Source organism: Pseudomonas sp. LARHCG127 (assembly GCF_052871455.1).
The window spans coordinates 52,819-76,417 of record NZ_JBIXJT010000005.1 but is presented as its reverse complement, the minus strand read 5'-3'; the positions used below and the strand labels follow the sequence as shown (position 1 = coordinate 76,417).

The 23,599-nt window shown below is 63.9% G+C and carries 18 protein-coding genes; 12 read left to right on the top strand and 6 right to left on the bottom strand.

Annotation, left to right across the window (positions count from 1 at the left end; all coding sequences use genetic code 11):
• Positions 1-78: 78 nt before the first annotated feature.
• Positions 79-1,032 carry a 2-hydroxyacid dehydrogenase gene (locus ACIPQ1_RS10525; protein ID WP_250963356.1) on the top strand — a complete coding sequence of 318 codons (954 nt, stop codon included), beginning with the start codon at positions 79-81 and terminating at the stop codon, positions 1,030-1,032.
• Here ACIPQ1_RS10525 and tssA read toward each other — a convergent pair.
• Genes tssA through ACIPQ1_RS10500 form a run of 5 tightly spaced genes read right to left on the bottom strand, consistent with a single transcriptional unit; the run spans position 1,029 to position 8,557 of the window.
• Entirely contained in the window at positions 1,029-2,111 is a 1,083-nt protein-coding gene (gene tssA, locus ACIPQ1_RS10520; protein WP_446534059.1) for a type VI secretion system protein TssA, read from the bottom strand. The two genes, ACIPQ1_RS10525 and tssA, sit on opposite strands and share 4 nt — an antisense overlap.
• Complete coding sequence (locus ACIPQ1_RS10515; RefSeq protein ID WP_446534058.1) at positions 2,108-5,932, bottom strand: type VI secretion system protein; 3,825 nt, start codon at positions 5,930-5,932, stop codon at positions 2,108-2,110. Before ACIPQ1_RS10515 ends, tssA begins: the two co-directional genes overlap by 4 nt.
• Positions 5,929-6,690, bottom strand: a complete 762-nt coding sequence (locus tag ACIPQ1_RS10510) for a DotU family type IV/VI secretion system protein (RefSeq protein ID WP_186704844.1) — start codon at positions 6,688-6,690, stop codon at positions 5,929-5,931. The genes ACIPQ1_RS10515 and ACIPQ1_RS10510 overlap by 4 nt, the downstream gene beginning before the upstream one ends.
• An 18-nt stretch (positions 6,691-6,708) precedes the next feature.
• Complete coding sequence (gene tssK, locus ACIPQ1_RS10505; protein WP_186728517.1) at positions 6,709-8,040, bottom strand: type VI secretion system baseplate subunit TssK; 1,332 nt, start codon at positions 8,038-8,040, stop codon at positions 6,709-6,711.
• A gap of 52 nt (positions 8,041-8,092) precedes the next feature.
• Complete coding sequence (locus ACIPQ1_RS10500; RefSeq protein WP_411387347.1) at positions 8,093-8,557, bottom strand: type VI secretion protein; 465 nt, start codon at positions 8,555-8,557, stop codon at positions 8,093-8,095.
• A 224-nt stretch (positions 8,558-8,781) separates the two neighbouring features.
• Between ACIPQ1_RS10500 and tssB the strand changes: the two genes are divergently transcribed.
• From tssB to ACIPQ1_RS10445, 11 genes are all read left to right on the top strand, one after another.
• On the top strand, positions 8,782-9,342 hold the full coding sequence (tssB, locus tag ACIPQ1_RS10495; RefSeq protein WP_207967163.1) for a type VI secretion system contractile sheath small subunit: 561 nt from the start codon (positions 8,782-8,784) through the stop codon (positions 9,340-9,342).
• Between the two features lie 30 nt (positions 9,343-9,372).
• Positions 9,373-10,854 (top strand): type VI secretion system contractile sheath large subunit, encoded by a 1,482-nt coding sequence (tssC, locus tag ACIPQ1_RS10490; RefSeq protein WP_186704840.1) that lies wholly within the window; start codon positions 9,373-9,375, stop codon positions 10,852-10,854.
• A gap of 291 nt (positions 10,855-11,145) precedes the next feature.
• Entirely contained in the window at positions 11,146-11,643 is a 498-nt protein-coding gene (locus tag ACIPQ1_RS10485; protein WP_186704839.1) for an Hcp family type VI secretion system effector, read from the top strand.
• Between the two features lie 13 nt (positions 11,644-11,656).
• Positions 11,657-12,100, top strand: coding sequence for a type VI secretion system baseplate subunit TssE (gene tssE / locus ACIPQ1_RS10480; RefSeq protein WP_186704838.1), 444 nt, complete (start codon positions 11,657-11,659; stop codon positions 12,098-12,100).
• Positions 12,084-13,874: a type VI secretion system baseplate subunit TssF gene (gene tssF / locus ACIPQ1_RS10475; RefSeq protein ID WP_446534057.1), complete on the top strand. Its 1,791-nt coding sequence runs from the start codon at positions 12,084-12,086 to the stop codon at positions 13,872-13,874. Before tssE ends, tssF begins: the two co-directional genes overlap by 17 nt.
• Positions 13,838-14,863 carry a type VI secretion system baseplate subunit TssG gene (gene tssG, locus ACIPQ1_RS10470; protein ID WP_446534056.1) on the top strand — a complete coding sequence of 342 codons (1,026 nt, stop codon included), beginning with the start codon at positions 13,838-13,840 and terminating at the stop codon, positions 14,861-14,863. The genes tssF and tssG overlap by 37 nt, the downstream gene beginning before the upstream one ends.
• Position 14,864: 1 nt before the next feature.
• Entirely contained in the window at positions 14,865-17,408 is a 2,544-nt protein-coding gene (gene tssH / locus ACIPQ1_RS10465; RefSeq protein WP_446534055.1) for a type VI secretion system ATPase TssH, read from the top strand.
• Positions 17,409-17,433: 25 nt separating this feature from the next.
• Complete coding sequence (locus ACIPQ1_RS10460) at positions 17,434-17,907, top strand: hypothetical protein (RefSeq protein ID WP_250963367.1); 474 nt, start codon at positions 17,434-17,436, stop codon at positions 17,905-17,907.
• Positions 17,908-17,919: 12 nt separating this feature from the next.
• The gene (gene tssI, locus ACIPQ1_RS10455; protein ID WP_411387343.1) at positions 17,920-19,929 is read left to right on the top strand and encodes a type VI secretion system tip protein TssI/VgrG; all 2,010 of its coding nucleotides are present in this window, start codon (positions 17,920-17,922) and stop codon (positions 19,927-19,929) included.
• Between the two features lie 13 nt (positions 19,930-19,942).
• Positions 19,943-20,479, top strand: a complete 537-nt coding sequence (locus ACIPQ1_RS10450; RefSeq protein ID WP_446534054.1) for a toxin-antitoxin system YwqK family antitoxin — start codon at positions 19,943-19,945, stop codon at positions 20,477-20,479.
• A gap of 660 nt (positions 20,480-21,139) precedes the next feature.
• Complete coding sequence (locus ACIPQ1_RS10445; protein WP_411387341.1) at positions 21,140-22,093, top strand: MBL fold metallo-hydrolase; 954 nt, start codon at positions 21,140-21,142, stop codon at positions 22,091-22,093.
• A gap of 54 nt (positions 22,094-22,147) precedes the next feature.
• Here ACIPQ1_RS10445 and ACIPQ1_RS10440 read toward each other — a convergent pair whose 3' ends face one another.
• Complete coding sequence (locus ACIPQ1_RS10440; RefSeq protein WP_250963370.1) at positions 22,148-23,569, bottom strand: diaminobutyrate--2-oxoglutarate transaminase; 1,422 nt, start codon at positions 23,567-23,569, stop codon at positions 22,148-22,150.
• Positions 23,570-23,599: the final 30 nt, after the last annotated feature.

Below are 23,599 nucleotides of genomic sequence, written 5' to 3'. Positions count from 1 at the left end.
CCCAAGCTCCCCCTGCCCTCGACTCCTACAATCAGGTTGAATACCTGATGTTCGACAAAGCGCCCACAGGAGCCCAGCATGACCGCAACCGTTCTGGTACTGGTTGAAACCGTCAATGAATACCTGCCGATTCTCGAGCGGCAGGGTTACCACTTGGAATTGGCGCCCACGCCGGCCGAACGCAAGACCGCGATCTTCGAACACGGTGAACGCTTCAGCGCAGTGCTGACCCGCGGCCCCCTGGGTTTGACGGCGGAAGAAATCGCCGCCCTGCCCAACCTGCAGATCATCTGCGTGATCGGCGCCGGCTACGAGCAGGTAGACCTGCAGGCCGCACGCAACCGGGGCATCGTGGTGACCAACGGTGCCGGGGTCAACGCGTCGTCGGTGGCCGACCATGCCATGGCGCTGCTGCTGGCGCTGGTGCGTGACATTCCCCGGGCCGACGCGAGTGTGCGCCGGGGCGAGTGGGCCAAGGTCATGCGCCCCTCCCTGGCCGGTAAGCGCCTGGGTGTGCTGGGCCTGGGCGCGGTGGGCATGGCGATTGCCAAGCGGGCCGCCCTCGGCTTCGACATGAGCGTCAGCTACCACAATCGGCGGATGCGCAACGACGTGCCGTACGCCTTCTGCGCCACGCCCACGGAACTGGCCCGGGTCTCGGACTTTCTGATCGTCGCCACGCCCGGCGGCCTGGACACCCGGCAATTGATCAACAAACAGGCCCTTGATGCCCTCGGCCCCCATGGTTTCTTGGTGAACATCGCTCGCGCCAGCGTGGTCGCCACCACCGACCTGATCCACGCCCTGGAACATCGACGGATCGCCGGAGCCGCCCTGGACGTGTTCGACCACGAGCCCGAAGTGCCAGACGCGCTGAAACACCTGCCCAACGTCGTGCTGACCCCCCATGTGGCCGGCCTGTCGCCGGAAGCGACACGGGACACGGTGGAACTGGTGGGCCAGAACCTGAACGCATTCTTTTCCGGCAAACCGGTGCTGACGCCGGTGCCGCTACCCGACCCGCAGCCTTAAAGCACCCCTAGCAGGGTCCACAACCGCCGGGACTCGGCATCGGCACTGATCAGTTCACCCAGCAGCTCGCTCAGCGGCTTGTTGCCCCACTCCACCCCGCGCCGGATCAGGTAGGGCACCGGGCTGTGGGGCTCGGTGCGGGCCAGGTAACCGGCGATCACCAGCAACTGTCGGTAGGCCTCTTCACGATTGGCCGGCTCCTGGAAGACCTGGGCCACTGCCGCCTGTGGCTGGGATGTCGGTGAGGTAGCCGCCGGGGCCGTTTGCACCGGCACGACGGTGGGTTGCTGTGGGTGCATCGCGATGAACTCCTCTACCAGTGACAGCAACGCCTGCATCACGTCCTGCAAGGATTTGTAACCCGGCGCCAGGCTGCCCAGGTAGGCGTCGCTCCAGGCTTCGAGCCGTTGCAGGTGCTGCAGGCTCAACATCAGGCTGCCCTGGCGATGCAACCAGAACGACAAGGGTGTGCCGCGAATCAGTTCGCTGAGTTTCTTGTGATCGTTGCGCGCCGCTTCCGCCGAGGCCTTGGCGTTCTTGCTGTCGTTGACCAACACCTGCTGGCGCTGCAAGCGTTGCCAGTCGTCCAGGCAGAAACTGGCGAACGCCGAGTCCCGGCCATCGAGCAATGGCACCCGCGTCAGCAGCACTTCGCTGTAGCGACGGGCCAGCCACTCCAGCGGAATCACCCGCCACGACTGGTCGCCTTCGTCGGCTTGGGGGTGCAATTGCTCCGGATAGCGCTCGCACAGCCCCGCCACCAGCGCCAGGCTGCCCGGCAATCCCTCCAGCCCGGCCATGTGCAGCCAGGCCTCCCCCAGCCAGGCGCTGATCATCAGGTCCTTGCTGCGCTCCAGCAGCAGCGTGCTCGCGAGCCGTTCCAGGTCCGGCCACAGGGCACGCTTGATCGAAGACTGCCACACGCCGGTGGGCAGGCTGGTGTCGTCCTCCCGACGCAATTCGCGCAATTGATCGTATTCCGGTTCGTAGCGTAGATCCTGGCCACAGGGCGATTCGGCGCTGATCGGCTCAAGCAACTGAGTGACCAGTTCCGGCAAAGGCGATATCGGCAAGCTCACAGGCCCTCCTCACGGGTGGCGATGGCGGGGCTCGATGAGGTCGCCATGAAGGGTGAACGGGGGGCCCGCGTCGGCAGCGGCGGGATCGACAACGGCAGCTTGGAGCCCTGGCTCATCAACGACAGGCGCACGAACATCAGTGTCCGCTCCGCCGTGCGCGCCTGGGTCTGGGCGGTGACTGGCAATTGCAGGGCCAGGGGGAAATCGGTGTAGTCGACGTTCGGTTGGCGCTGGGCTGACGCCTGGGAGCGCATCAACCGCAGCAATGACCAAGGCCCTTGGTATTCCCAGCCCGCCTCCAGGTCGCGCACCACCAGGTTCGGTTGCAAGGGGTCGTTGGCCGGACGCTGGTAACCGTTACGGGCCCAGCGCAAGGTCAGGCTCACGGGCTGACCCACCATCCACCGCAGGTTCTGCTGATCACCGCCGGGGTAGCGGATCTGCTGGTTGCCGGCGTTCAGGCCCCAGGCGATCACCTGGTCGGCGCCGCGTTCCTCATCCCGATCGGTCCGCCAGCGCACGTCCATCTCCACGCCAAGAATGCCGCTCTTGTCCCGTACGAACAGCGGTCCGAGCCAGGTCCCGGCCTGTTTCAAACGGTTGAGGAAATCCTCGGCCGCGAGCCGCTCCGGCGCCTGACTCAACGCCAACCCGGCCTGGGCCAGGGGCAGGCGTGTGTCGATCAACGCCAGCAAGTGTTGGACCCGCGCCGGGTCGGCATCGCTGGCCCGCACATCCTGGGCAAACGGAAAGCGCCCGGCCAGGTATTGATTGAAATAGTTGGCCAGGTCATTCCAGGCGGTCGCCGCCTGGTCCTGTTGCAAGTACAGGCAGCGCTGCAGGGCGCCCTGCTGCAAGGCAATCGTGCGCTGGGCCAAGTCACCGCGCCCGCTGGGCAGGCTGGCGGTCTGCAAGATCTGCGCGCAGGACGCGGTGTCCATGGCGATAAAGTCGCGGCTCACCAATTGCTCCAGCTGGGCCGCCGAGCTGGCCGGGTTCTGGTTCTTGTACTTGAGCAATTCATCGTTGAGGGCCATGAAGCGCGCAACGTGGTCATGCTCCAGGGCCGACAGGTTGTCCTGCTGGACGATCAGCCATTCCAGGGCAGGCATTCGCTGCTCGGCGGCCTGCAGCATCACGCCGAATTGCTGGCTCAGGCTCAGCTTCAAGTCTTGTGGATCGCTGGCACCGTAGAGCTGCAAGCCGAAGTTCTTCGAACCGTCCCAGCGTTGGATATCGGCCCGCTGGCTGAACAGCGGTTGGGCATCGATTTCGTCCAGGCCACTCTTGATCTGCGCCAAGGCCCGGCGATTGAGCAGACGCTGGAAGCGGATCGCCAGGTCGCCGCGGTGCACATCCATAAAGGCTTTTTGCAGTGCCACGGCCTGGGCCGTCTGCACATTGAAGCCCATGCCGGGCAATGACGCATCGCTTTCATCCAGGCTCAACCACATGGCCCGCGCCGCGGCACCTTCGGCGGCCTGCATCAGCGCGTCACGGTAATCCGGCGGAATGCGCGGCAGTTCCTCACTGGCATAACTCTTGTAGCTGGCGAAGTAATTCAGGGCGACGCTGAAGTCATCGCTGCCATCGCCCTGGCCCATCGCATCGGGGTTGCTGTCCGACGGATCCTTCTGCATCGCCAACGCTACGAAATCGCGCTTGAACAGTGCCTGCACCGCACCGTCCAGCGCCGTGACATGGTCTTGCAAGACCAGCAGGCCGCTGCCCTGTTGCACCAACAGGTTGTCCCGGGAACCGGTCTGGACAATCCACTGATCACGAAAACTCTGCTGCAACTTCGCCGCCTGGCTCTCCAGGTCCTGCTCGATATCCGGCCCCAGCAAAGCACTGTGGCTGACCTTGTCGAGCATCTGGCTGTAACCGGGCACCAGGTCCTGGCCCTTGCCTCGACCCCAGGCGGAATTGGTCAAGCTGACCAACGTCTGTAAATCGTCGATCAGCGCCATCAGGTCTTCAAGCTCACTCAAGGAGTTGCCGCTGCCGGCCTCCAGCCGTTGCAGGTGCAGCTTGAGGTAACCGGCCTGGCGCACGAAGTTGTCCGCCAGGAAGTAATGGTCCAGCCAGCGCTGCATCAGGCCGGTGAAATTATCGGAGATCACTGGGCGAGCAGCGTTCAGATCCAGCCCTTTCAAGTCGCTGTTCTGGGCGTCGAACAGCACCCGGTTGTAGAAATGTGCGCGGCTCAAGGTCCCGGTGTTGAGGCCCAGGGACAAGGCTGTGTTGCTCAGTTGCACCAGTTCGTCCAGGGGCGCCTTGGGATCGTTTACCACCTGGCTGAACAGTTGGTTGTGCTGTTCCAGGCGTACCGCCAGGTCCACCAGCGCCTTGGCTTTCACGTAGCTCTGCCATTGCGCCGGGTCTTCGCTCTCGACGTTGCCCCGCCGCTCGGTGTTACGGATGGACTTGAGTTGTTCCAGGTCTGAGTTGAGCAGGTCCCGCAGCGGCAATATCCAATGATGCCGGGCGGTCAGGCGCAAGCCATTCTCCAGTTGCGTGTCCACGGAAGAGAACCAAGAAGTCGGAAAGACCACCGAGACGAAGCGCCAGCGCGGGGCTTTTTCCAACACGTTCCAATAGTTCTGCACGTTGTGCCGGGTCGGCTCCAGTTGCGGCTCGTCAGGGTCAACCACGAGGTGGTTCTTATGGGCGCTGAGGATCAACCGCGACAGTCCCTCGGCTTCCTCCACTGAATCATGCCAGACCCAGACCATGCTCCCCAGCCATACCAGCCCTACCACCATTGCCACCACCGCGACCAAGCGATGCCCGCGTTGGCGCAAGCGCAACATCCGTGGCACCGGCTGGGCCAGGCCCCGTTCGGCCACCAATCGCCGCGACCACAACTGCCGGGCAAACACGGTTTGCCGCTGGGCGTTGTCAGAGGCGGTGAACCCGTCGCTGCTGAGGGAAGGTGCCTGGCTGGCGGTGAAATATACCCCACGAAAACGCGGCGCCTCGCCTTGGGCATTGCCCTGGAACACCGGCTCCAGCAGGATCTGCAAAGCCCGCCGCAAGCCTTCGAAACGCTCCGGCAAGCCATAAAGATCGGTACTCAGTTGCCCCGACAGCGCACCGATCTCGATGATCGACTGCGACAGCGCGGCGTTGACCTGGTCCAGGGCCTGGTCACTCCACTGCGACTGCCACGCCGCGTCCGGCAAATACGGCGACGACCAGCCCAGCATCGACTCGCGCGCCTCGGCGGGCAGCGCGCTGACCAGTTCCTGGAACCCAGGCAGTTCTTCCATCCCGGTGATCACGACATACACTGGCAGGCTGAGGCCGAAGCGTTGCAACAGATCGATGAAACAGCGCCGGACCTTGAGGCTCAGCTCGGTGGTGTGTTCGATGTCATCGAGGGTGCTGAACGGCACGGTCCAGATCACCGCATCCAATGGCCGCTTGCTGCGCAAGCGCAACATCAGCCCGAGCAGGCGCCACCAATTGCCCCGTTGCCGGTTCATGCCCTCATCGGGCAGAAACAGTGCCTGGGGCACCACCAAGACCGCGCCGTCGGCATCGCAAAACCAACGCCCGAACCAGGCCGCCTTCTCGGTCGGTTGCAAGCGCCACTGGGCGCACAACTGGGCACCGTCGGTTTCGTTGCCGAGCATCATCAGCCAGGGCATCTGATAGCGGTCGCGAGTGCCCTGCTCCTGCTCCATGTGGCGCACCGCCCCATAGAAACTGCGGATCGCCGCCCCGCCCTGGGTCCGCAGCCACCAGACCAGGGCCGCAATCAACAGCACCACGACAACAGCGAGCAACACCAGGGCAACGAGATTGAACAGGCTCATGAGTCCTGCTCCTGGACCACCGACTCGCCCAGTTGCAGCACGGGTTCGAGTTCCAGGCGAATGTCACGCCAGAACACCTGCCCCAGACCGGTGAGCAACAACACCATCGCCAGGATCGCCAACCCCAGCCGCAAGCCGTCCGGCAACGACTGCTGCACCGGCATCCGCACCGGTGGCACCGCCGAAGACAGCGCCAGGCGCTGGCTGACATCGACATAATCGGCCTCGTGCTGCCAGGCGAAGGTGAACAGCGCCCCGCGCCATTTGGCCTGCTGGAGCTGGCCAGGTTCGCCACGCAATCGCCCCTGGAAACCGAGGATCAGGCATTGCAGGTAGACATTCGCCAGGTCCCGGGTGCCGGGCATCTGCTCATCCAGCAATTTCTTGATCGCCGCCGGCAAGCGCTCGCCGGCCTGGCGACTGGCGTACATGCGCGATTCGAGGGGGTGCTGCTGCCAAGCCAATTGCCCAGGCCAGGGGCTGAACAGCAGGGTCTCGTCCACCAACGCCACGAAGGCATAGACCAGCGCCTTGACCTGCTCGGTGGCCGCATCGCCGACGGTGGCGAAGGCTACCCGCCACAGGCGCTGGGCGCTGCGCCCGGAAAACTCCACCACCCGATTGACCAACACCGCAGGGTCGCTGTCCTTGGGCAAGTCCTGCCATTCCTGGGACCACTTCAGCCAGGCCTGGCGAAAAGCGCTGCTCAGCGGCGCCTCATGCAGACTCCGAACCGCCCCGCCACTTCCGTCTGGCATACGACTCCCCTTCTGCGATCAGGCACTTTCACCGGCTTGCGCCACGAACAACACCACCTGCCACGGGCTGCTGGCCTGGGCCGATGCCGGCGCCACAATGTGCAGCGGCAATTGCCCGTCGAACCATTGCCCGCTGGCGGCCACCACGAACAGACGGGTGTCGTCGCCGACGCTGTAGGCCACCTGTTCGTTGCGGCTCATGGCCTGGTGGGGCAAACCGCTCATGCGTTGCCGGCTCAGCAGCGGGACGTGCCGTGCCGACGCGATGATCGCCCCGCGCAACCAGTCGGCCGCCGCTTGCTCGCTGGCGCCGTTGGGCATGCGCAGGCCGATCACCAGGCGTTGATCCGGTTGGTCGTCCGGCAATTGGATCGAGAAGACCTGCTCGTTGCGCTCGAAGGCCAGGCTGCGATAGCCGGCGCGGACCAGCTCCAGAGTGGTTTCCAGCCAGTCGAGCAGCGGCTCGTAACCACGCTGCAACTCGAGAAAGTCCAGCGGTGCGAAGGCCGGGACGCCTGCCAGCGGATCGAGGGCCGACCAGCTCCCGGCCAGCCCCAGCAACAGGCCGTAGAGTGCCTGGGGCGTCGCCACCCGGGTGGTCAACGCCCCTTCGACCTCCGGCAAGCGCGCCCACAAGGCGGTCAATTGCCGGCGGATTTCCATGGCATCGTCCTGGTTGCCTGCCGCCTGGGCCTGGCGCAAGCGACCGGCGAGGAACATGCATTTTTCCCGAGCCCTGGCGCACACCCCGGCGACCCGCCGACCGAGGACCGACTCCGGCAACAGGACCGGCGTCGGCGGCGTGTACGGCACGCGCCAGAAACCGCCGCCCTCCTTGCGAATGCGCAGCAGCGGCAGGCAGATCGAATCGGCCTTGCTCAGTTGCGTGCACAGCCTCGGGTTCGGTCGCCAGACGGTGATTGACTCGGGAAACTCGCCGCTCGTGAGGTCTGGCAGCGCTTCGCCGACCACCGATTGCATGCGCCCCTTGAGCGGCAGCAGTTGGCCGGCGCGCCACAACGGGCTGACAGCCAGGTAAACGGTCACGGTGGCGTCGTCGGTCTTATCGATGGCCTCGCTGATGTCCAGCTCCAAGGTCGGCCCGACGCCCGCCTGCAGATTGACCGGCAAACCGTCCGGCAGGGTGCCTTGCAATTGCAGCAGTCGAACCTGGCCGGCGCTGAGGGCCGACGGGTCGACTTCCAACTGGCTGACGCCCCAGAACCAAGGGTTGCAAGCCCCGGCGAAATGCGCAGCCAAGGCCTCGGCGCGCAACCCTTGCAATTGAAAATGCTGGGGCAGCAATTGCATGCCCTCATGCCAGCACACCGCGTCAGGTAACAGACTCATACGACTCCCTTCGACATTCCAATGTCGCCGCGCAAGGCGGCCCGCGGTTCACTCAAGGCTGGCTGTCATCGCGCTGGCCATCGTTGACCAGCGTCATCTCGCGACTGTCGAACTTCAGCCAGGCCTTGCGCTGATCGTCCAGCCGAAGCCGGTGGGCTCCGGGAGTGTTATAGCTGGCGAAGACCAAAAGTCCAGCGGCGCGCCGGCCCTCCAACGGGAAGGGTTGACGGTCGATGAATTGCCCCGGAACCAGCTCCAGCCCCCACACCGACATGAGTTGACGATAGTCGCGCTGGAACTGTTCGCGCTCGGCGAACCATTGGCTGGCGGTGATGCCCGACAGCTGCTTGAGCAGGTCCGGGTCGTTCACCGCGATGAAATCCACCGCGATCGGCGTGTCGTCGTTGGCGCCGGAAGCGACGTCCAGGGTCAAGCTGTCGAGGTCGACACTGGGGGCGAAGAGCGAGCAACCGGTGAGTGCCAGGCTCAAAAAAAATCCATAAAAAAACTCACGCAAAATGAATCTTCCTTTTCTCAGCGGTCAAAAATTGTTTTTGCTTGCTTTTTTATAGACCTGTTCTAGCGTCTTGGATAGTTCGACCCACACGGTTGAATGGACCAGGTTCGTCAAGGGAATGACAGGTTTTCTGCCGCCCATTTGCAACCTGCGGATCAGCAAGGGAATGCGATGAGCGGGACTCCCGATGCATTGCTCCCACACATGCATCGGAGTCGGCCGCCATGGCAGAAAGTACCCAGCACAAGCTCGACAGAGTCCGCCCTCCCCGCGTCCAGATCACCTACGACGTGGAAATCGGCAACGCCATCGAGAAAAAAGAATTGCCACTGGTCGTCGGCATTCTGGCCGACCTCTCGGGCAAGCCGTTGGACCCGCTGCCCAAGCTCAACGAGCGGCGCTTCACGGAAATCGATCGGGACAATTTCAACGAGGTGCTCGCCTCCATCTCCCCCCGCGCCACGCTGCAGGTGAACAACACCCTCAGCGGCGACGACAGCAAGCTCAACATCGAGCTCAACTTCCGCCACATCGACGACTTCGACCCGGTGAAGGTCGTGGAGCAGGTCACGCCGTTGCGCCGTTTGTTCGAAGCGCGCCAACGCCTGCGGGACTTGCTGACCAAGCTCGACGGCAACGACGACCTGGACAAATTGCTGCGTGACGTGATCGCCAACACCGAAGGCCTGCAGGAGATCAAATCGGCCCGCCCACAGGACACGACGCCAGAGCTGCCGACCGTCGCCGCCAACGATGACCCTGCCCCGGCCGAGCCACAGGCCTGATCGCGCGCCTCATTCAAGGGAGATAAAGCCATGCCTGCTTCATCCAGCGCTCAAACCAGCGAGAGCACGACCCAGACCCTGTCCCTGCTGGACAAGATCATCGCCGAAGGCCGCATGGCCCACGACGACAGCCAGCAAGACTACGCCCGCGACATGCTGGCCGAATTCGCCACCCAGGTCCTCGACGAAGGCATGGCCATCGACAAGGACACGGTGGCGATGATCAACGACCGCATCAGCCAGATCGACCAGTTGATCAGCGCCCAGCTCAACGAAGTGCTGCACCATCCCGAACTGCAGAAGCTCGAAGCCTCCTGGCGCGGCCTGCACCTGCTGGTGCAGAACACCGAAACCAGCACCCGACTGAAATTGCGCCTGCTCAACGTCACCCAGAAAGAACTGCAGAACGACCTGGAAAAAGCCGTCGAATTCGACCAGAGCGCGCTGTTCAAGAAAATCTACGAAGAAGAATACGGCACCTTCGGCGGGCACCCGTTCAGCCTGCTGGTGGGTGACTACACCTTTGGCCGGCATCCGCAGGACATCGGCCTGCTGGAAAAACTCTCGAACGTCGCGGCCGCCGCGCACGCCCCGTTCATTGCCGCCGCCAGTCCGCGGTTGTTCGACATGACCAGCTTCACCGAACTGGCGATCCCCCGGGACCTGTCGAAGATCTTCGAGAGCCAGGAACTGATCAAGTGGCGCGCCTTCCGCGAAAGCGAAGACTCGCGCTACGTGTCCCTGGTGCTGCCGCACTTCCTGCTGCGCCTGCCCTACGGCCCGGACACCTTGCCGGTGGAAGGCATCAACTACGTCGAAGACGTCAACGGCACCGACCATAGCAAGTACTTGTGGGGCAACGCCGCCTGGACGCTGGCGCAACGCATCACCGAAGCCTTCGCCAAATATGGCTGGTGCGCGGCGATTCGCGGGGCCGAAGGCGGGGGCGCAGTCGAAGGCTTGCCGGCCCATACCTTCCGCACCAGTTCCGGCGACCTGTCGCTCAAATGCCCGACCGAAGTGGCGATCACCGACCGCCGTGAAAAAGAACTCAACGACCTGGGATTCATCTCCCTGTGCCACAAGAAAAACAGCGACGTGGCGGTGTTCTTTGGCGGCCAGACCACCAACAAGGCCAAGGTCTACAACACCAACGAGGCCAACGCCAACGCGCGGATCTCGGCGATGTTGCCGTATGTGCTCGCGGCTTCGCGTTTCGCCCATTACCTGAAGGTGATCATGCGCGACAAGGTCGGCAGCTTCATGACCCGCGACAACGTGCAGACCTACCTCAACAACTGGATCGCTGACTACGTGCTGATCAACGACAACGCGCCGCAAGAGATCAAGGCGCAGTATCCGTTGCGCGAAGCCCGGGTGGACGTCACGGAGGTGGCCGGCAAGCCTGGCGCCTACAAGGCCACGGTGTTCCTGCGGCCGCACTTCCAATTGGAGGAACTGACGGCCTCGATCCGCCTGGTGGCGACGTTGCCGCCACCGGTCGCTGCCTGACCACGGCGTGGCTGTGTGACTGTGTGGCTGTGTGGCTGTGTAGCTAGAGAGCTTTTTGTGGCGAGGGAGCTTGCTCCCGCTGGGCCGGGCTGGCGCTCCAGCGCGAAGCGGCCCTGTTTTTTGGGACTGCTGCGCAGTCCAGCGGGAGCAAGCTCCCTCGCCACAAAAGCTCCATTGCCACAAAAGCGCTCCAGCTACAAAAGCTATCTAGCCACAGCAAGCGCCTTGGCCACGGGTTAATTCATCGGTATCGGGCACTGCCTCATTCGTCTTCTTCAGGAGTTCCACACAATGGATGCAATCATTCTCGACCTCGGCGGCGACATCAAGGGCGATAGCCTGCTGGAGGGTTTCACGGACAAGATCGAGGTCATGTCCTACAGCCATAACGTGGCCATGCAGGTCACCAACGACGTCAGCAACTCGGAGCGCACCTCCGGCCGGCCCCACATCGGCGAATTCACCCTGACCAAATTCATCGACAGCTCCACCCCGTCGCTCAACGAATATTGCTGCGCCGGCAAGCCCATCCCGCAAGCCGTCGTCACCATCGGCCGCAACGCCGCCGAAGGCAGCGGCCAGATCATGCCCTTCATTGTCTACACCCTGACCAACGTCGTGCTGTCCAACGTCAGTGTCAGCGGCGGCACCGGCGGTAAACCCGTGGAAACCCTGTCGCTGAATTTCACCAAGATCAAATGGGAGCTCACCGCACAGAAAGACGACGGCACCAAGGAAGGCACGGCCGGCACGACCTGGGACCTGGCCGCCAACAAAATGACCAAGTAGGGAAGCCGTGCCCATGGCTGGCTTCGGGCTGCGCCCGCCCCTGTTCGAACGCCTGGCCAGCCCGGCGGACGATACCGGGCGGGCGTTCGACCGACAGGCGCTGCAAGACTCGGTGCATGCCGAGCTGTCGCGCCTGTTCAATACCCGTCGCGGCCCACGGACGCTGACCGAACCCCCGAGCATCCTCGACTACGGCATCGCCGACTGGACCGCGCTGCAACAGCAGCGCAGCGATGACCGGCGGCAACTGACCCGGGAAATCCGCCAGGCCATCACTCACTTCGAACCGCGCCTGCGCCTGGGCGACGTCGAAGTCTGCCCGGTGCCGGGCCATCCGCAGCAACTGTGCATACGGCTGTCGGGCGAGCTGCGCGGCGACCTGCATGCCTGGCCCGTGGCCTTTGTCATCGAGCACGCCGGCGACGGCCTTGAGGTGCGCCATGAGCGACTCGATTGACCCGCAATTGCTGGACTATTACCAACGCGAACTGACCTGGTTGCGTCACGCCGGGAACCTGTTCGCCGAGCGTTATCCCAAGGTCGCCCGGCGCCTGGAGCTGTCCCCCGGCGAGTGCCCCGACCCCCATGTCGAGCGCCTGCTGGAAGGATTCGCCCTGCTGGCCGCGCGCTTGCAACGGCGGCTGGACGACGACTACGCCGAATTCAGCGATGCCCTGCTCGAACAGCTTTACCCGCTGGCCATGCGGCCCTTGCCGTCGTGCGCCATCGTGCAGTTCGAACCCGACCCGAGCAAAGGCAACTTGAACGAGGGCTATCCGCTACCCCGCGACACGCCGCTGTTCGTCACCACCGACAAAGGCCAGAGCATTCACTTTCGCACCACCGCCGCAGTCCATTTGTGGCCGGTACAGGTCAGCGAAGCATTACTGCTGGGCAGCGATGAAGCCCAGGCATTGACCGGCGTGGTCCAGGCCCGCTCGGCCTTGCGCCTGGAATTGCGTTGCCTGGGGGAAAGCCAGTGGTCGGCGCTGGGGATCGACTCGCTGCGGGTGCACCTGGCGGCATCACCGATGATCAACGCCGGGCTGTACGATCTGCTGGGCGCTCACGCCATCAAGGTCTTGGCCGGCGCGCCGGGAAGCGTGCCGGAACCGTTGGCTGGCCTGCCGCAGATCGTCGGCTTCGCCAGCGACCAGGTCTTGCTGCCAGACGAAGACGGCGTGCACCCCGGCATGCGCCTGCTGGCCGAATACTTTGCCTTTCCGGATAAATTCAGCTTCTTCGACTTGCCCCTGGCCGGCGCCACCAGTGACAGCCAGTCCTTGTACCTGTACATCGTATTCGACCGCGCGCCCAGCAGTCGCCTGCCGCTCCAGGCCAGCGACATCGCCTTGGGCTGCACGCCGGTGATCAACCTGTTTCCGCGCACGTCCGAACCGCTGCGCCCGGACGGCACCCGTAGCGAGTACCGGCTGGTGGCCGACAGTCATCGGGAAAACAGCGTCGAGATCCACAGCATCCGGGGCATGCGCGCCATCTCCAGCCAGGGCGTGCGCAAAGTGCCGGCCTATTACGGCAGCCAGCATGGCAACGAGCAAACTTGCTACTGGCATGCGCGCCGGGTCAGCGGCATGAGCCCGAACCGACTGGGCACCGACTTGATGATCAGCCTGGTGGACACCCAGTTCGACCCGCTGGCCGACATTCGCGACTACAGCCTCACCGCCGAACTGCTGTGCACCAACCGCCACCTGGCCCAAAGCCTGCCGGCCGGCACGCCCCTGGGTTTCGAGCGCCCGGGGCCGGTGGCCTGGGCGCGCCTGCGCAACCCACCCAGCCCGCAAAGCCTGCCGCGCCTGGACGGTGAGTCGCGCTGGCGGCTGGTGTCGCAACTGACCCTCAACCATCTGTCGCTGGTCGAAGGCCTCCAGGCACTGGACGCGCTGCGCGAGATTCTCGAGTTACACAACCTGCGGGATGAGGCCAGTGCTCACCGTCAGATCGAAGGGGTCGCGGGACTGGGCTGCGATCGGGTCATCGCCCATGTTGGCGAAGACGCCTGGCGCGGTTGGCGAAACGGCCTGGAGGTGCGCCTGCAACTGGATCCGCAACACTTCGTTGGCAGCAGCGCGGTGCTGTTCTCCGGGGTGCTGGCGCAGTTCTTTTCCCTTTACGCCACCGCCAATCGCTTCGTGCGCACCGTGCTGGTCCAGTCCGACAAGGAGGTGAAGACATGGCAACCCCAAGCCGGCAAACCCCTGGTGCTCTGAACCTGAGCGAACGGCTGCGGCGCGACCCGCAACGCTTCGAATGGCTCCAGGCCTTGCTGTTGCTCGAACGCGAACATCCCCAGGCCGAACCCCTGGGCAGCGGCACCGCGCCGCACGCCGAAGCCTTGCGCCTGCGTGGGCCGTTGACGCCACTGTTCGCCGCCAGTGAAGTGGAGAGCCTGGGCCAGGAACCCGGCCTGCCGCCCACGTTGACCACACCGATCTTCGGCCTCGGTGGCCCGGACGGTCCGCTGCCCTACGCCTACCAGGAATGGCTGCAACAACGGGCGCGGGCGAAGGACCATGCCCCGGCGGAATTCCTCGACCTGTTCCAGCATCGCCTGCTCAGCCTGCTGTACAAGGTGATGCGCAAACATCGCATCGCCCTCGGTTTCACGGCGCCAGGCGCGTCCGCCGTACACGCGCAACTGCGCGCGTTGACCGGCCTGCTGCCCAAGGCCTTGCAGGAACGCCAGGCCGCACCTGACTCGGCGGTCCTGGCCTGCACCGCGCTGTATGCCGATGGCCGGCGCTCCCTGGCGGGGTTCGCGGCGATTGTCCGTGAACAGTTCGGCTTGCCCGTGGAGCTGAGCGCCTACGCAGGTGGCTGGCGTGAGATCCCGCCGGCCAGCCGTAGCCGCTTGCAACCGGGTGGGCGCAACCTGCGCCTGGGTCGCAACGCCGTGGCCGGCACCCGGGTCTGGGACGAACATGCCGGCGTGCGCCTGACCCTCGGCCCGCTGAGCACAGCCCAGGCCAATGGATTGCTGCCCACCGGGGAAGCCCATCCGCTGCTCGCCAGCCTTTACGCCTTGTACTTCGGCCCTGACCTGGATTGCACCCTGGTGCTGCTGATCCGCGGCACCGGCCCACTGCAACTGGACCGCCAGGCCGCGCCACGGTTGAACTGGAACGGTGGCCTGCAACGCCAGCCAACCCTCGCCGTGCAACGGATCGAAACTCGCCTTCGTCAGCCGGAGATCGCCTGAAATGGAACTGGCCAGCCTGATCGGACGCCTCAACCCGGACAACCGCCGCGCCCTGGAACGGGCTGCACAACGCTGCCTGCAGCGCAGCCACCATTACGTGGAAATCGAACACTTGTTATTGGAGTTGCTCGACATCGAGGGCGGTGACTTCGCCTGCCTGCTGCCGCGTTTCGGCCTGGAACGTGACGCGGTGACAACGGAAACCAACAAGGCCCTGGACCTGTTCAAATCCGGCAGCACCCGTACGCCCGCCCTGTCGGCGCAAACCATTGGCCTGCTGGAAGATGCCGTGGTCCAGGCCAGTGTGCTGGGCCTGGACAGCATCCGCTCGGGGCTGTTGCTGCTGGCCCTGCTGGACCGTGACGAGCGCCGCAGCCTGTTGCTCAACAGCGCCTCGTCGTTGCTGCGCATTCCCCGCGATGCCCTGCGCGCCCATCTATTGGAATGGACCGAAAGCTCACGTGAACATGTCGGTGGCGTGCGCCCGGCCAAACCCGGCGAGCCCCCCCAGAAACAGGACCCGGTGCTGGACCAGTACACCCAGGACCTGACCGCCGACGCCCGGAACGGCCGCATCGACCCCATCGTCGGCCGCGACGGCGAGATCCGCCAGTGCATCGACATCCTCCTCAGGCGCCGGCAGAACAACCCGATCCTGGTGGGCGCGCCCGGCGTCGGCAAGACCGCCGTGGTGGAAGGCCTGGCCCTGCGCATCGCCGCCGGGGATGTGCCGCCGTCGTTGCAGGAAGTCACCTTGCGTGTACTCGACCTGGGCCTGTTGCAGGCCGGCGCCGGGGTCAAGGGCGAGTTCGAGCAGCGCCTCAAGGGCGTGATCGACGCGGTACGCAGCGCCGAGAAACCGATCATCCTGTTCATCGACGAGGCCCACACGCTGATCGGCGCTGGCGGTGCGGAGGGCGGCAGCGACGCGGCCAATCTGCTCAAGCCAGCCCTGGCCCGGGGCGAACTGCGCACCCTGGCCGCCACCACCTGGCTGGAATACAAGAAATACTTCGAGAAAGACCCGGCCCTGGCCCGCCGCTTCCAACTGGTTCAAGTCGAGGAGCCGGACGAACTCACTGCCGTGGAAATGCTCCGGGGCGTGGCGAGCAAACTGGAACAGCACCACGGCGTGCAGGTGTTGGACGCTGCCATCCACGAGGCGGTGAAGCTGTCCCACCGCTACATCTCCGGACGCCAGTTGCCGGACAAGGCCATCAGCGTGCTCGACACCGCCTGCGCCCGGGTTGCCCTCGGCCAGCACGACGTGCCGCCGCCGCTGGAAAGCCTGCGCCACCGGCAGAACAGCCTCAAGGATGAAGTCGAACGCCTGCGCCGGGAACAGGCCACCGGTCTGGATCATCGCGAGCGCATCACCTTGCTGGAAAGCGAATCGACCAGCAACGTGCAGGCCATCCGTGAGTTGGAAACCCGCTGGGGCGAAGAGCGCGAAGCCGTGCGCGAACTGCTCGACACCCGGCGCGAATTGCTCGCCCTGAGCGAACGCGCCGACAGTGAAAAAGCCGACACCGAGATCGATAATCGCATCGACCACCTGGCCGCCGAACTGCTGCGCCTGGAGGCGGGCCTGGATGCCATTCGCCAGGACGATCCGCTGGTGCCCGAACAGGTCGACAGCAAGACCGTCGCCGCGGTGATCGCCGGCTGGACCGGCATCCCGGTGGGCAAGATGCTCGCCGATGAAGCCCATGCCGTGCGCACCCTCGGCCAGCGCATGGGCCAGCGGGTCATGGGCCAAGGCACCGCGCTGAACACCATCGCCCAACGCCTGCAAGCCTACCGCGCCGGCCTTACCGACCCGCAGAAACCGGTCGGCGTGTTCCTGCTGGTGGGCCCCACTGGCGTGGGCAAGACCGAAACCGCCTACGCCCTGGCCGATGCCTTGTACGGCGGTGAGCGCAACCTGATCAGCATCAACCTCTCGGAGTACCAGGAAGCCCACACCGTCAGCCAACTCAAGGGCGCCCCGCCCGGCTACGTCGGCTACGGCAGCGGCGGCGTACTCACCGAAGCGGTGCGGCGCAAACCCTATTCCGTTGTGTTGCTGGATGAAATCGAGAAGGCCCACCCGGACGTGCTCGAAGCTTTCTACAACGTTTTCGACAAAGGCCTGATGGAAGACGGCACCGGCCTGGTGGTGGATTTCAAGAACACCGTGATGCTCGCCACCAGCAACGTCGGCGCCGAACTGCTGTTGGACACGCCAGTGGCGCAACTGGGCAGCGACGCTTTCAACGAAGCCTTGCACAAGGTGCTGCTGCAAGCGTTTCGCCCGGCGTTTTTGGCGCGGATGACGGTGGTGGCGTACCGGCCGCTGGATGAAGCGACGCTGGAAGGGATTGTGTTGGCGAAGTTGGAGAAATTGCGCGGGCGCTACAAGGCGGCGACGGGCAAGCAGTTCGAATTCGATGCGGGAATCGTCAAGGCTGTGTTGGCCAAGTGCAGCGCGGCGGGGGCACGGGATGTCGAGAATGTGTTGATGACGCAGGTGACGGGGAAATTGGCGGAGTGGGTATTGGAATAACCCTACCAATGACATGAGGTGAAACATGAGATTGGCCAAGAGCATGATGCTATACGGAGCTCCAGAGACTCCGTACCTAGAAGTGGAAACCATCAACTGGGTCTATCAGAACGCGCCCACGGTCCCGCAAAGAAGCCTCAGCGGTCGCGTACTCGATTATTACCGCTGCCATTACTGCGAAATGGATGCTCGAATATTGACAAACAACGGATCGCTGCATGTCAAGGAGCACACCCAGGTCGATCATAGGACTCCGTTTTCACGCCTTATGAATACCAATAGATACGATGCTGATGTTGCTGCGCTCATCTCACACGGTTTTGCCGCATGGGGTGCCACTGCCATAGATTGGAACGACCTGGCCCAACTTCAGCTTATCTATAACGACCTGGATAATCTTTGGATCACTTGCACCAATCACAATCAGGAGAAGCGGGCCCAACCGAACTTTGATCAAAGAATGGTCATGGGGATAGGAAACCTGCTTAACAAGCAGTGACAGGGATGCTCAATGGCTAGAAGTGTCGACAGCAACACCACCCTCTCCCTCACCGCCAGCTCGCTGTCGGCGCTGTACCCCGATTCGCTGTCCGGCGAAGAACGCCTCAATGCCTTGGGTTCGCACGTTCTCAACGGCATCAACGATGGCGCTTCGTTGACCCTCACCACAGCCGTCGCCAGCCATGTCACCACGACGCTGCACAAGGATGCCTTACTGCGACCCATGGATTTTCTGGTCGCCGAAATCCGCCAACTTCCCGCCGACGCCACCGCCGAGCGTTATCAACTTTTGCTCCGCCCCTGGCTCTGGTGGCTGAGCCTGGCCAGCAACAACCGGGTGTTCCAGAACCTCGCCACGTCGGACATCGTCACGACGATTTTCAAGGCCCACGGCTTCACCGACTTCCAACTCAAGCTCACCGGTAGCTACACCCCTCGCGAGTACTGCGTGCAATACGGCGAAACCGACCTGGCCTTCGTCTCGCGCCTGCTGGAAGAAGACGGGATTTTCTGGTTCTTCAGCCATGAATCCGGCAAGCACACGCTGGTACTGGCTGACAGCAACGACGCCTTCACGCCCATCCCCAATGGGCCGACGGTGAACTACCTTGGGCAAAAAATGGGCGAGCGGGAACTGCACGGCATCCGTTCTGGGCAGGTGTGCCTGCAAGCGGTGGCCGGGGTGTACCAGGCCACCGATTATGAGTTCACCACACCGGCCACCTCGCTCTTCAGCCAGGCCGAAGCCATGGCCGGGCCGAGTTCGATGTATGAGCATCCGGGCGGCTACACCGCCAAGGCCCAGGGCGACGCACTGACCAAACAGCGGGTGGACGGGCTGCGCAGCCAGGAGAAACGTTTCGTTGGCGAAAGCGATTGCCGCTGGCTGGTGCCGGGGTATTGGTTCACCCTCGCCGGCCATGAAGACACGACGTTGAATATCGATTGGGTGGTGACGTCGGTCAGCCATGAAGCCAGCCACGACAGCTATCGCAACCGCTTCGAAGCGATCCCCAAGGCCACGGCTTATCGACCGGCCCGCATCACGCCAAAACCGCGCATGCACACCCAGACGGCCGTGGTGGTGGGCAAGGCCGGCGAAGAAATCTGGACCGATGAATACGGCCGGATCAAATTGCAGTTCCCCTGGGACCGCACCGGCAAGAATGACGAGACCTCCTCCTGTTGGGTGCGTGTGGTCTTGCCCTGGAGCGGCAAGGGCTTCGGCATGCAGTTCGTGCCGCGCATCGGCCAGGAGGTCATCGTGACCTTCATCGACGGCGACCCGGATCGGCCCCTGGTCACCGGTTGCGTCTACAACGGCGACAATGCCCTGCCCTATGCCCTGCCGGCGAACCAGACCCAATCCGGGATCAAGACCAACTCGTCCAAGGGAGGCGGCGGTTTCAACGAGCTGCGCTTCGAAGACAAGAAGGACGCCGAAGAGGTGTTTCTCCAGGCTCAAAAAGACTTCAACATCAACGTGCTCAACGACACCACTGCCACCGTCGGCCACGACGAGACCCTCACGGTGCAGAACGCCCGCACCCGCACGGTGAAGGACGGCGACGAAACCGTCACCCTGGAGAAGGGCAAGCGCAGCGTGACCATCCAGACCGGCAGTGACAGCCTCGACGTGAAGGACACCCGCACCGTCACCGTGGGCTCGGACCAGACCCACAGCACCGGTGGCAACTACGACCACAAGGTCACCGGCAACTACAGCCTGACTGTGGACGGCAACCTGACCATCAAGGTCAGCGGCACCCTGACCTTGCAAAGCGGCGGCAGCTTCGCCATCAAGAGCGGCGCGGACCTGGCGACCCAGGCCAGCACCTCCATCAGCCAGAAAGCCGGCACGGCCCTGAGCAACCAGGCCGGGACGTCATTGGAAAACAAGGCTGGCACAACCCTCACCAACGACGCCGGCATCAGCCTGGTGAACAAGGCGGCCGCCGAACAGACCGTGGACGGCGGCGGCATGCTGACCATCAAGGGTGGCCTGGTGAAGGTCAACTGATGGGAACGCAACGATGACCACGAAAAGACTGGACCTGGAACGCGGCGACAGCCGGCTGGACGGCCAACTGGTCGATGGGCGGCTCGACGGCCCGCTGCAGATCGAAGAAGCCCAACGTCCGCAAGCGAAGCTCAACTACAGCCAAGGTGAACTGCAAGGCACCAGCACCTTGTATCACCCTAACGGCAAGGTCTCGGCGGTCTTGCCGTTCGTAAAGGGAAAGTTGCAAGGCGTGGCGAGCTTCTACGCGGCCGAAGGCGGCCTGCAGCGTCAGGCCACGTATCGCCGCGGGTTGTTGCACGGTGAGGCGAACAACTACTTCCCCGACGGGCAACTGGCTGAAGCGGAGGTCTATCGCGACGGCGTGCGCGATGGCCGCTATCGCCGCCTGCACCCCAACGGCAATCTGGCGGTCGAAGCCCGCTACCTCAACGGCCAACTGCTGGAACCGGCCCAGGCCTACGCCGACGACGGCCGGCCACTGGACGCCGAGGGCAAACCCATCTCCCGGCTGCGCTGGTGGTTCAAGCGCCGGAACGACTCCCCATAAGCCTGCTGTGGGAGCGAGCTTGCTCGCGATGGCGCCAGCCCAGACAACGCTGCCCCCGTGGCGAGGGAGCTTGCTCCCGCTCGGCTGCGCTGTAGGAGCTGTCGAGTGCAACGAGGCTGCGATCTTTCCCCTGCCAACGGGGTCTGGAGCGAAAGATCAAAAGATCGCAGCCTCGCTTCGCTCGACAGCTCCTACAGGCCAGCGGGAGCAAGCTCCCTCGCCACAGGGGATTGGGTTGGCTTGGAGTGCAAGCGTTAGGGCTGAGCGGCCTGTGTGAATGGGTTGATCGCCATCGCGAGCAAGCTCGCTCCCACAAGGGTCCTGTGGTGAATGCAAAGCTCATGAACACACCCAGACCCTTTGGCCCTGAGCTGAATGCAACATTCATGAACACCACAGATCCCCTGTGGGAGCGAGCTTGCTCGCGATGGCGGCGGGTCAGTTTGCATCCATAGCGCCTGTGCCGCCCTCACCCCGGCACACTGGATGCCCATACCTTTTGCTGGGGTCAATCACGCTAAAGCGCCTGCGCAACATACCCACGTATGGTATCGAGCGCGGTTCGACGGGATGCAGACTCATTCTCCAGCGACACCCCTTTCTCATGCCGAGAGAGGCGGTGCTCGCCCAAGCCTTGACCCAAGCCATCGGAGAACGACCATGACCACGCATTTGAACACCCCTGCCGCCCAGGATGGAATGCATCCGGATTCAACCATGAGCTTGCACGCGACCTCGTACGAGGAGTTGGTCCCTTCGCGCTACGCCCTGAAGATTGGCGAGATCGACGTGCTGGTGGTCAGTGATGGGGTACTGCCGCTGCCGACCTCGACGATGTCCACCAATGCCGATCCAGCCGCCCGAGCGGCCTGGTTCAAGGAAATGTTCCTGGGCCCGGACGCCTTCGATTGGGCGTTGAACGTGCTGGTGGTGCGCAGCGGCGAGCAGACTATCCTCGTCGATGCCGGGCTCGGCGCACAATTCCCCGGCTTCCCGCGCGCCGGACAGTTTCCCAAGCGCCTGGCCGCCGCCGGTATCGACCTGGGGTCGGTGACCGACGTGGTGATTACTCACATGCACATGGACCACATTGGCGGGCTGCTGGTCGATGAGGTGAAGAGCCGACTGCGTCCCGACCTGCGGATCCACGTGGCCGCGACCGAGGTGGCGTTCTGGGCCGAACCGGATTTCACCCTCACCTCCATGCCCTCGCCGGTACCGGACGTACTGCGCGCCACCGCCACGCAATTCATGCACGACTACCACGACAAACTGCACACCTTCGAGGAAACCTACGAGGTCGCCCCGGGCGTGGTGGTCAAGCGCACCGGCGGCCATACCCCAGGGCACAGTGTGGTCCACGTAACGTCCGGCGAGGAGCGCTTGACGTTCGCTGGCGATGCCTTGTTCCCGGTGGCCTTCGACCATCCCGATTGGCAGAACGGTTTTGAACATGACCCAGAAGAATCGGTTCGCGTTCGGGTCCGCCTCATGCAAGAAGCGGCGGCATCCGGCGAGCTGCTAGTCGCGACTCACCTGCCGTTCCCCTCCGTTGGCCGGGTGGCGGTCAATGGTGACGCGTTTCGCTGGGTAGCGGCCTTCTGGGACTACTGAGTACACGTCGGGCCGGGCCAGCGCCCAAGCAGGACGCTGGCCCGAACCGGATGATCAGCCGGCGGGACGCTCGTTGATCGTGCTCGCGGCCTGGAACAGGATTTGCGCCACAAAATCGATTTCCTGCTCGGTGATGATCAACGGCGGCAAGAAGCGCACGGTCGCACCGTGGCGGCCACCCAGCTCAACGATCAATCCATGCTTCAGGCACGCCTGCTGGAAAGCCTTGGCCCGAGCCGTGTCCACCGGCGGATGGCCCTGCACGTCTGGAGTACCTTGCGGGTCGACGATTTCCATGCCGAGCATCAGGCCGCGCCCACGCACGTCGCCGATCCAGGCGAACTCACTTTGCAGTGCCTGCAAGTGTTTTTGCAGGTGAGCGCCCATCGTTTCAGCGTGCTGGACCAAGCCTTGATCGCGGATGAAACGCAAGGTCGCGGTACCTGCCGCCATTGCCAACTGATTGCCACGGAACGTGCCCGCGTGGGCACCCGGCTGCCAGACGTCCAGCGACTCGTGATAGACCATCACCGACAGCGGCAACCCGCCGCCGATGGCTTTGGACAAGGTGATGACGTCCGGCGTGATCCCCGATTGCTCGAAGCCGAACATCCGCCCGCTGCGGGCAATGCCGCACTGGATCTCGTCGACGATCAGCGGAATGCCGTGGGCCTGGGTCAACCGACGCAGTTCCTGCAGCCAGCGATCTGGCGCGGCGATCACCCCACCCTCGCCCTGGATCGGCTCCAGGATCATCGCCGCGGGTGCGGTCACCCCACTCTCCGGGTCGTTGAGCAAATGCTCGAGGTAGCGCACGTTCAACGTGACCGCTTGATCGCCGGCCACCCCGAACGGGCAACGATAATCATGAGGGAACGGCAGGCGCTGCACCCCGGGCATCAACGCACCGAGGGCATTCTTGGGCGACAGGTTGCCGCTGATGGCCAGCGTGCCCAGGGTCATCCCGTGATAAGCCCCTTCGAACGCCAGGACCGAATGCCGCCCCGTGGCGGTACGGGTCAACTTGAGCGCGGCCTCGACCGCATCGGCCCCACTCGGGCCGCAGAACTGAATGCGTGCGTGGCGAGCGAACTCGCTGGGCAGGCAAGCGAAAATTTCTTGGACGAATGCGTCCTTTACAGGTGTCATGAGGTCCAGGGTATGCATCGGCACACCGGCCGCCATGACTTGGGTGATGGCTTCGACGATCACCGGATGGTTGTGCCCCAGCGCCAGGGTCCCGGCACCGGCCAGGCAATCGACGAACACTTGCCCCCGGCTGTCCTGCACATAAATGCCATGGGCCCTTTCAAGCACCAGGGGAATGCGTCGCGGGTAACTGCGAGCGTTGGATTCCTGCTGTTGCTGACGCTCCAGCAGCGGCGTCGAATCGAGGCAGTAGGGACTCGACAGACCGGTGTGCAACAGGCGTAGCTGTTGCGCGCCACCTGCTGTGACATTCGAAAAAGCACTCATGATTTCCTCCATGGAGGCTGGGTTTGGAAG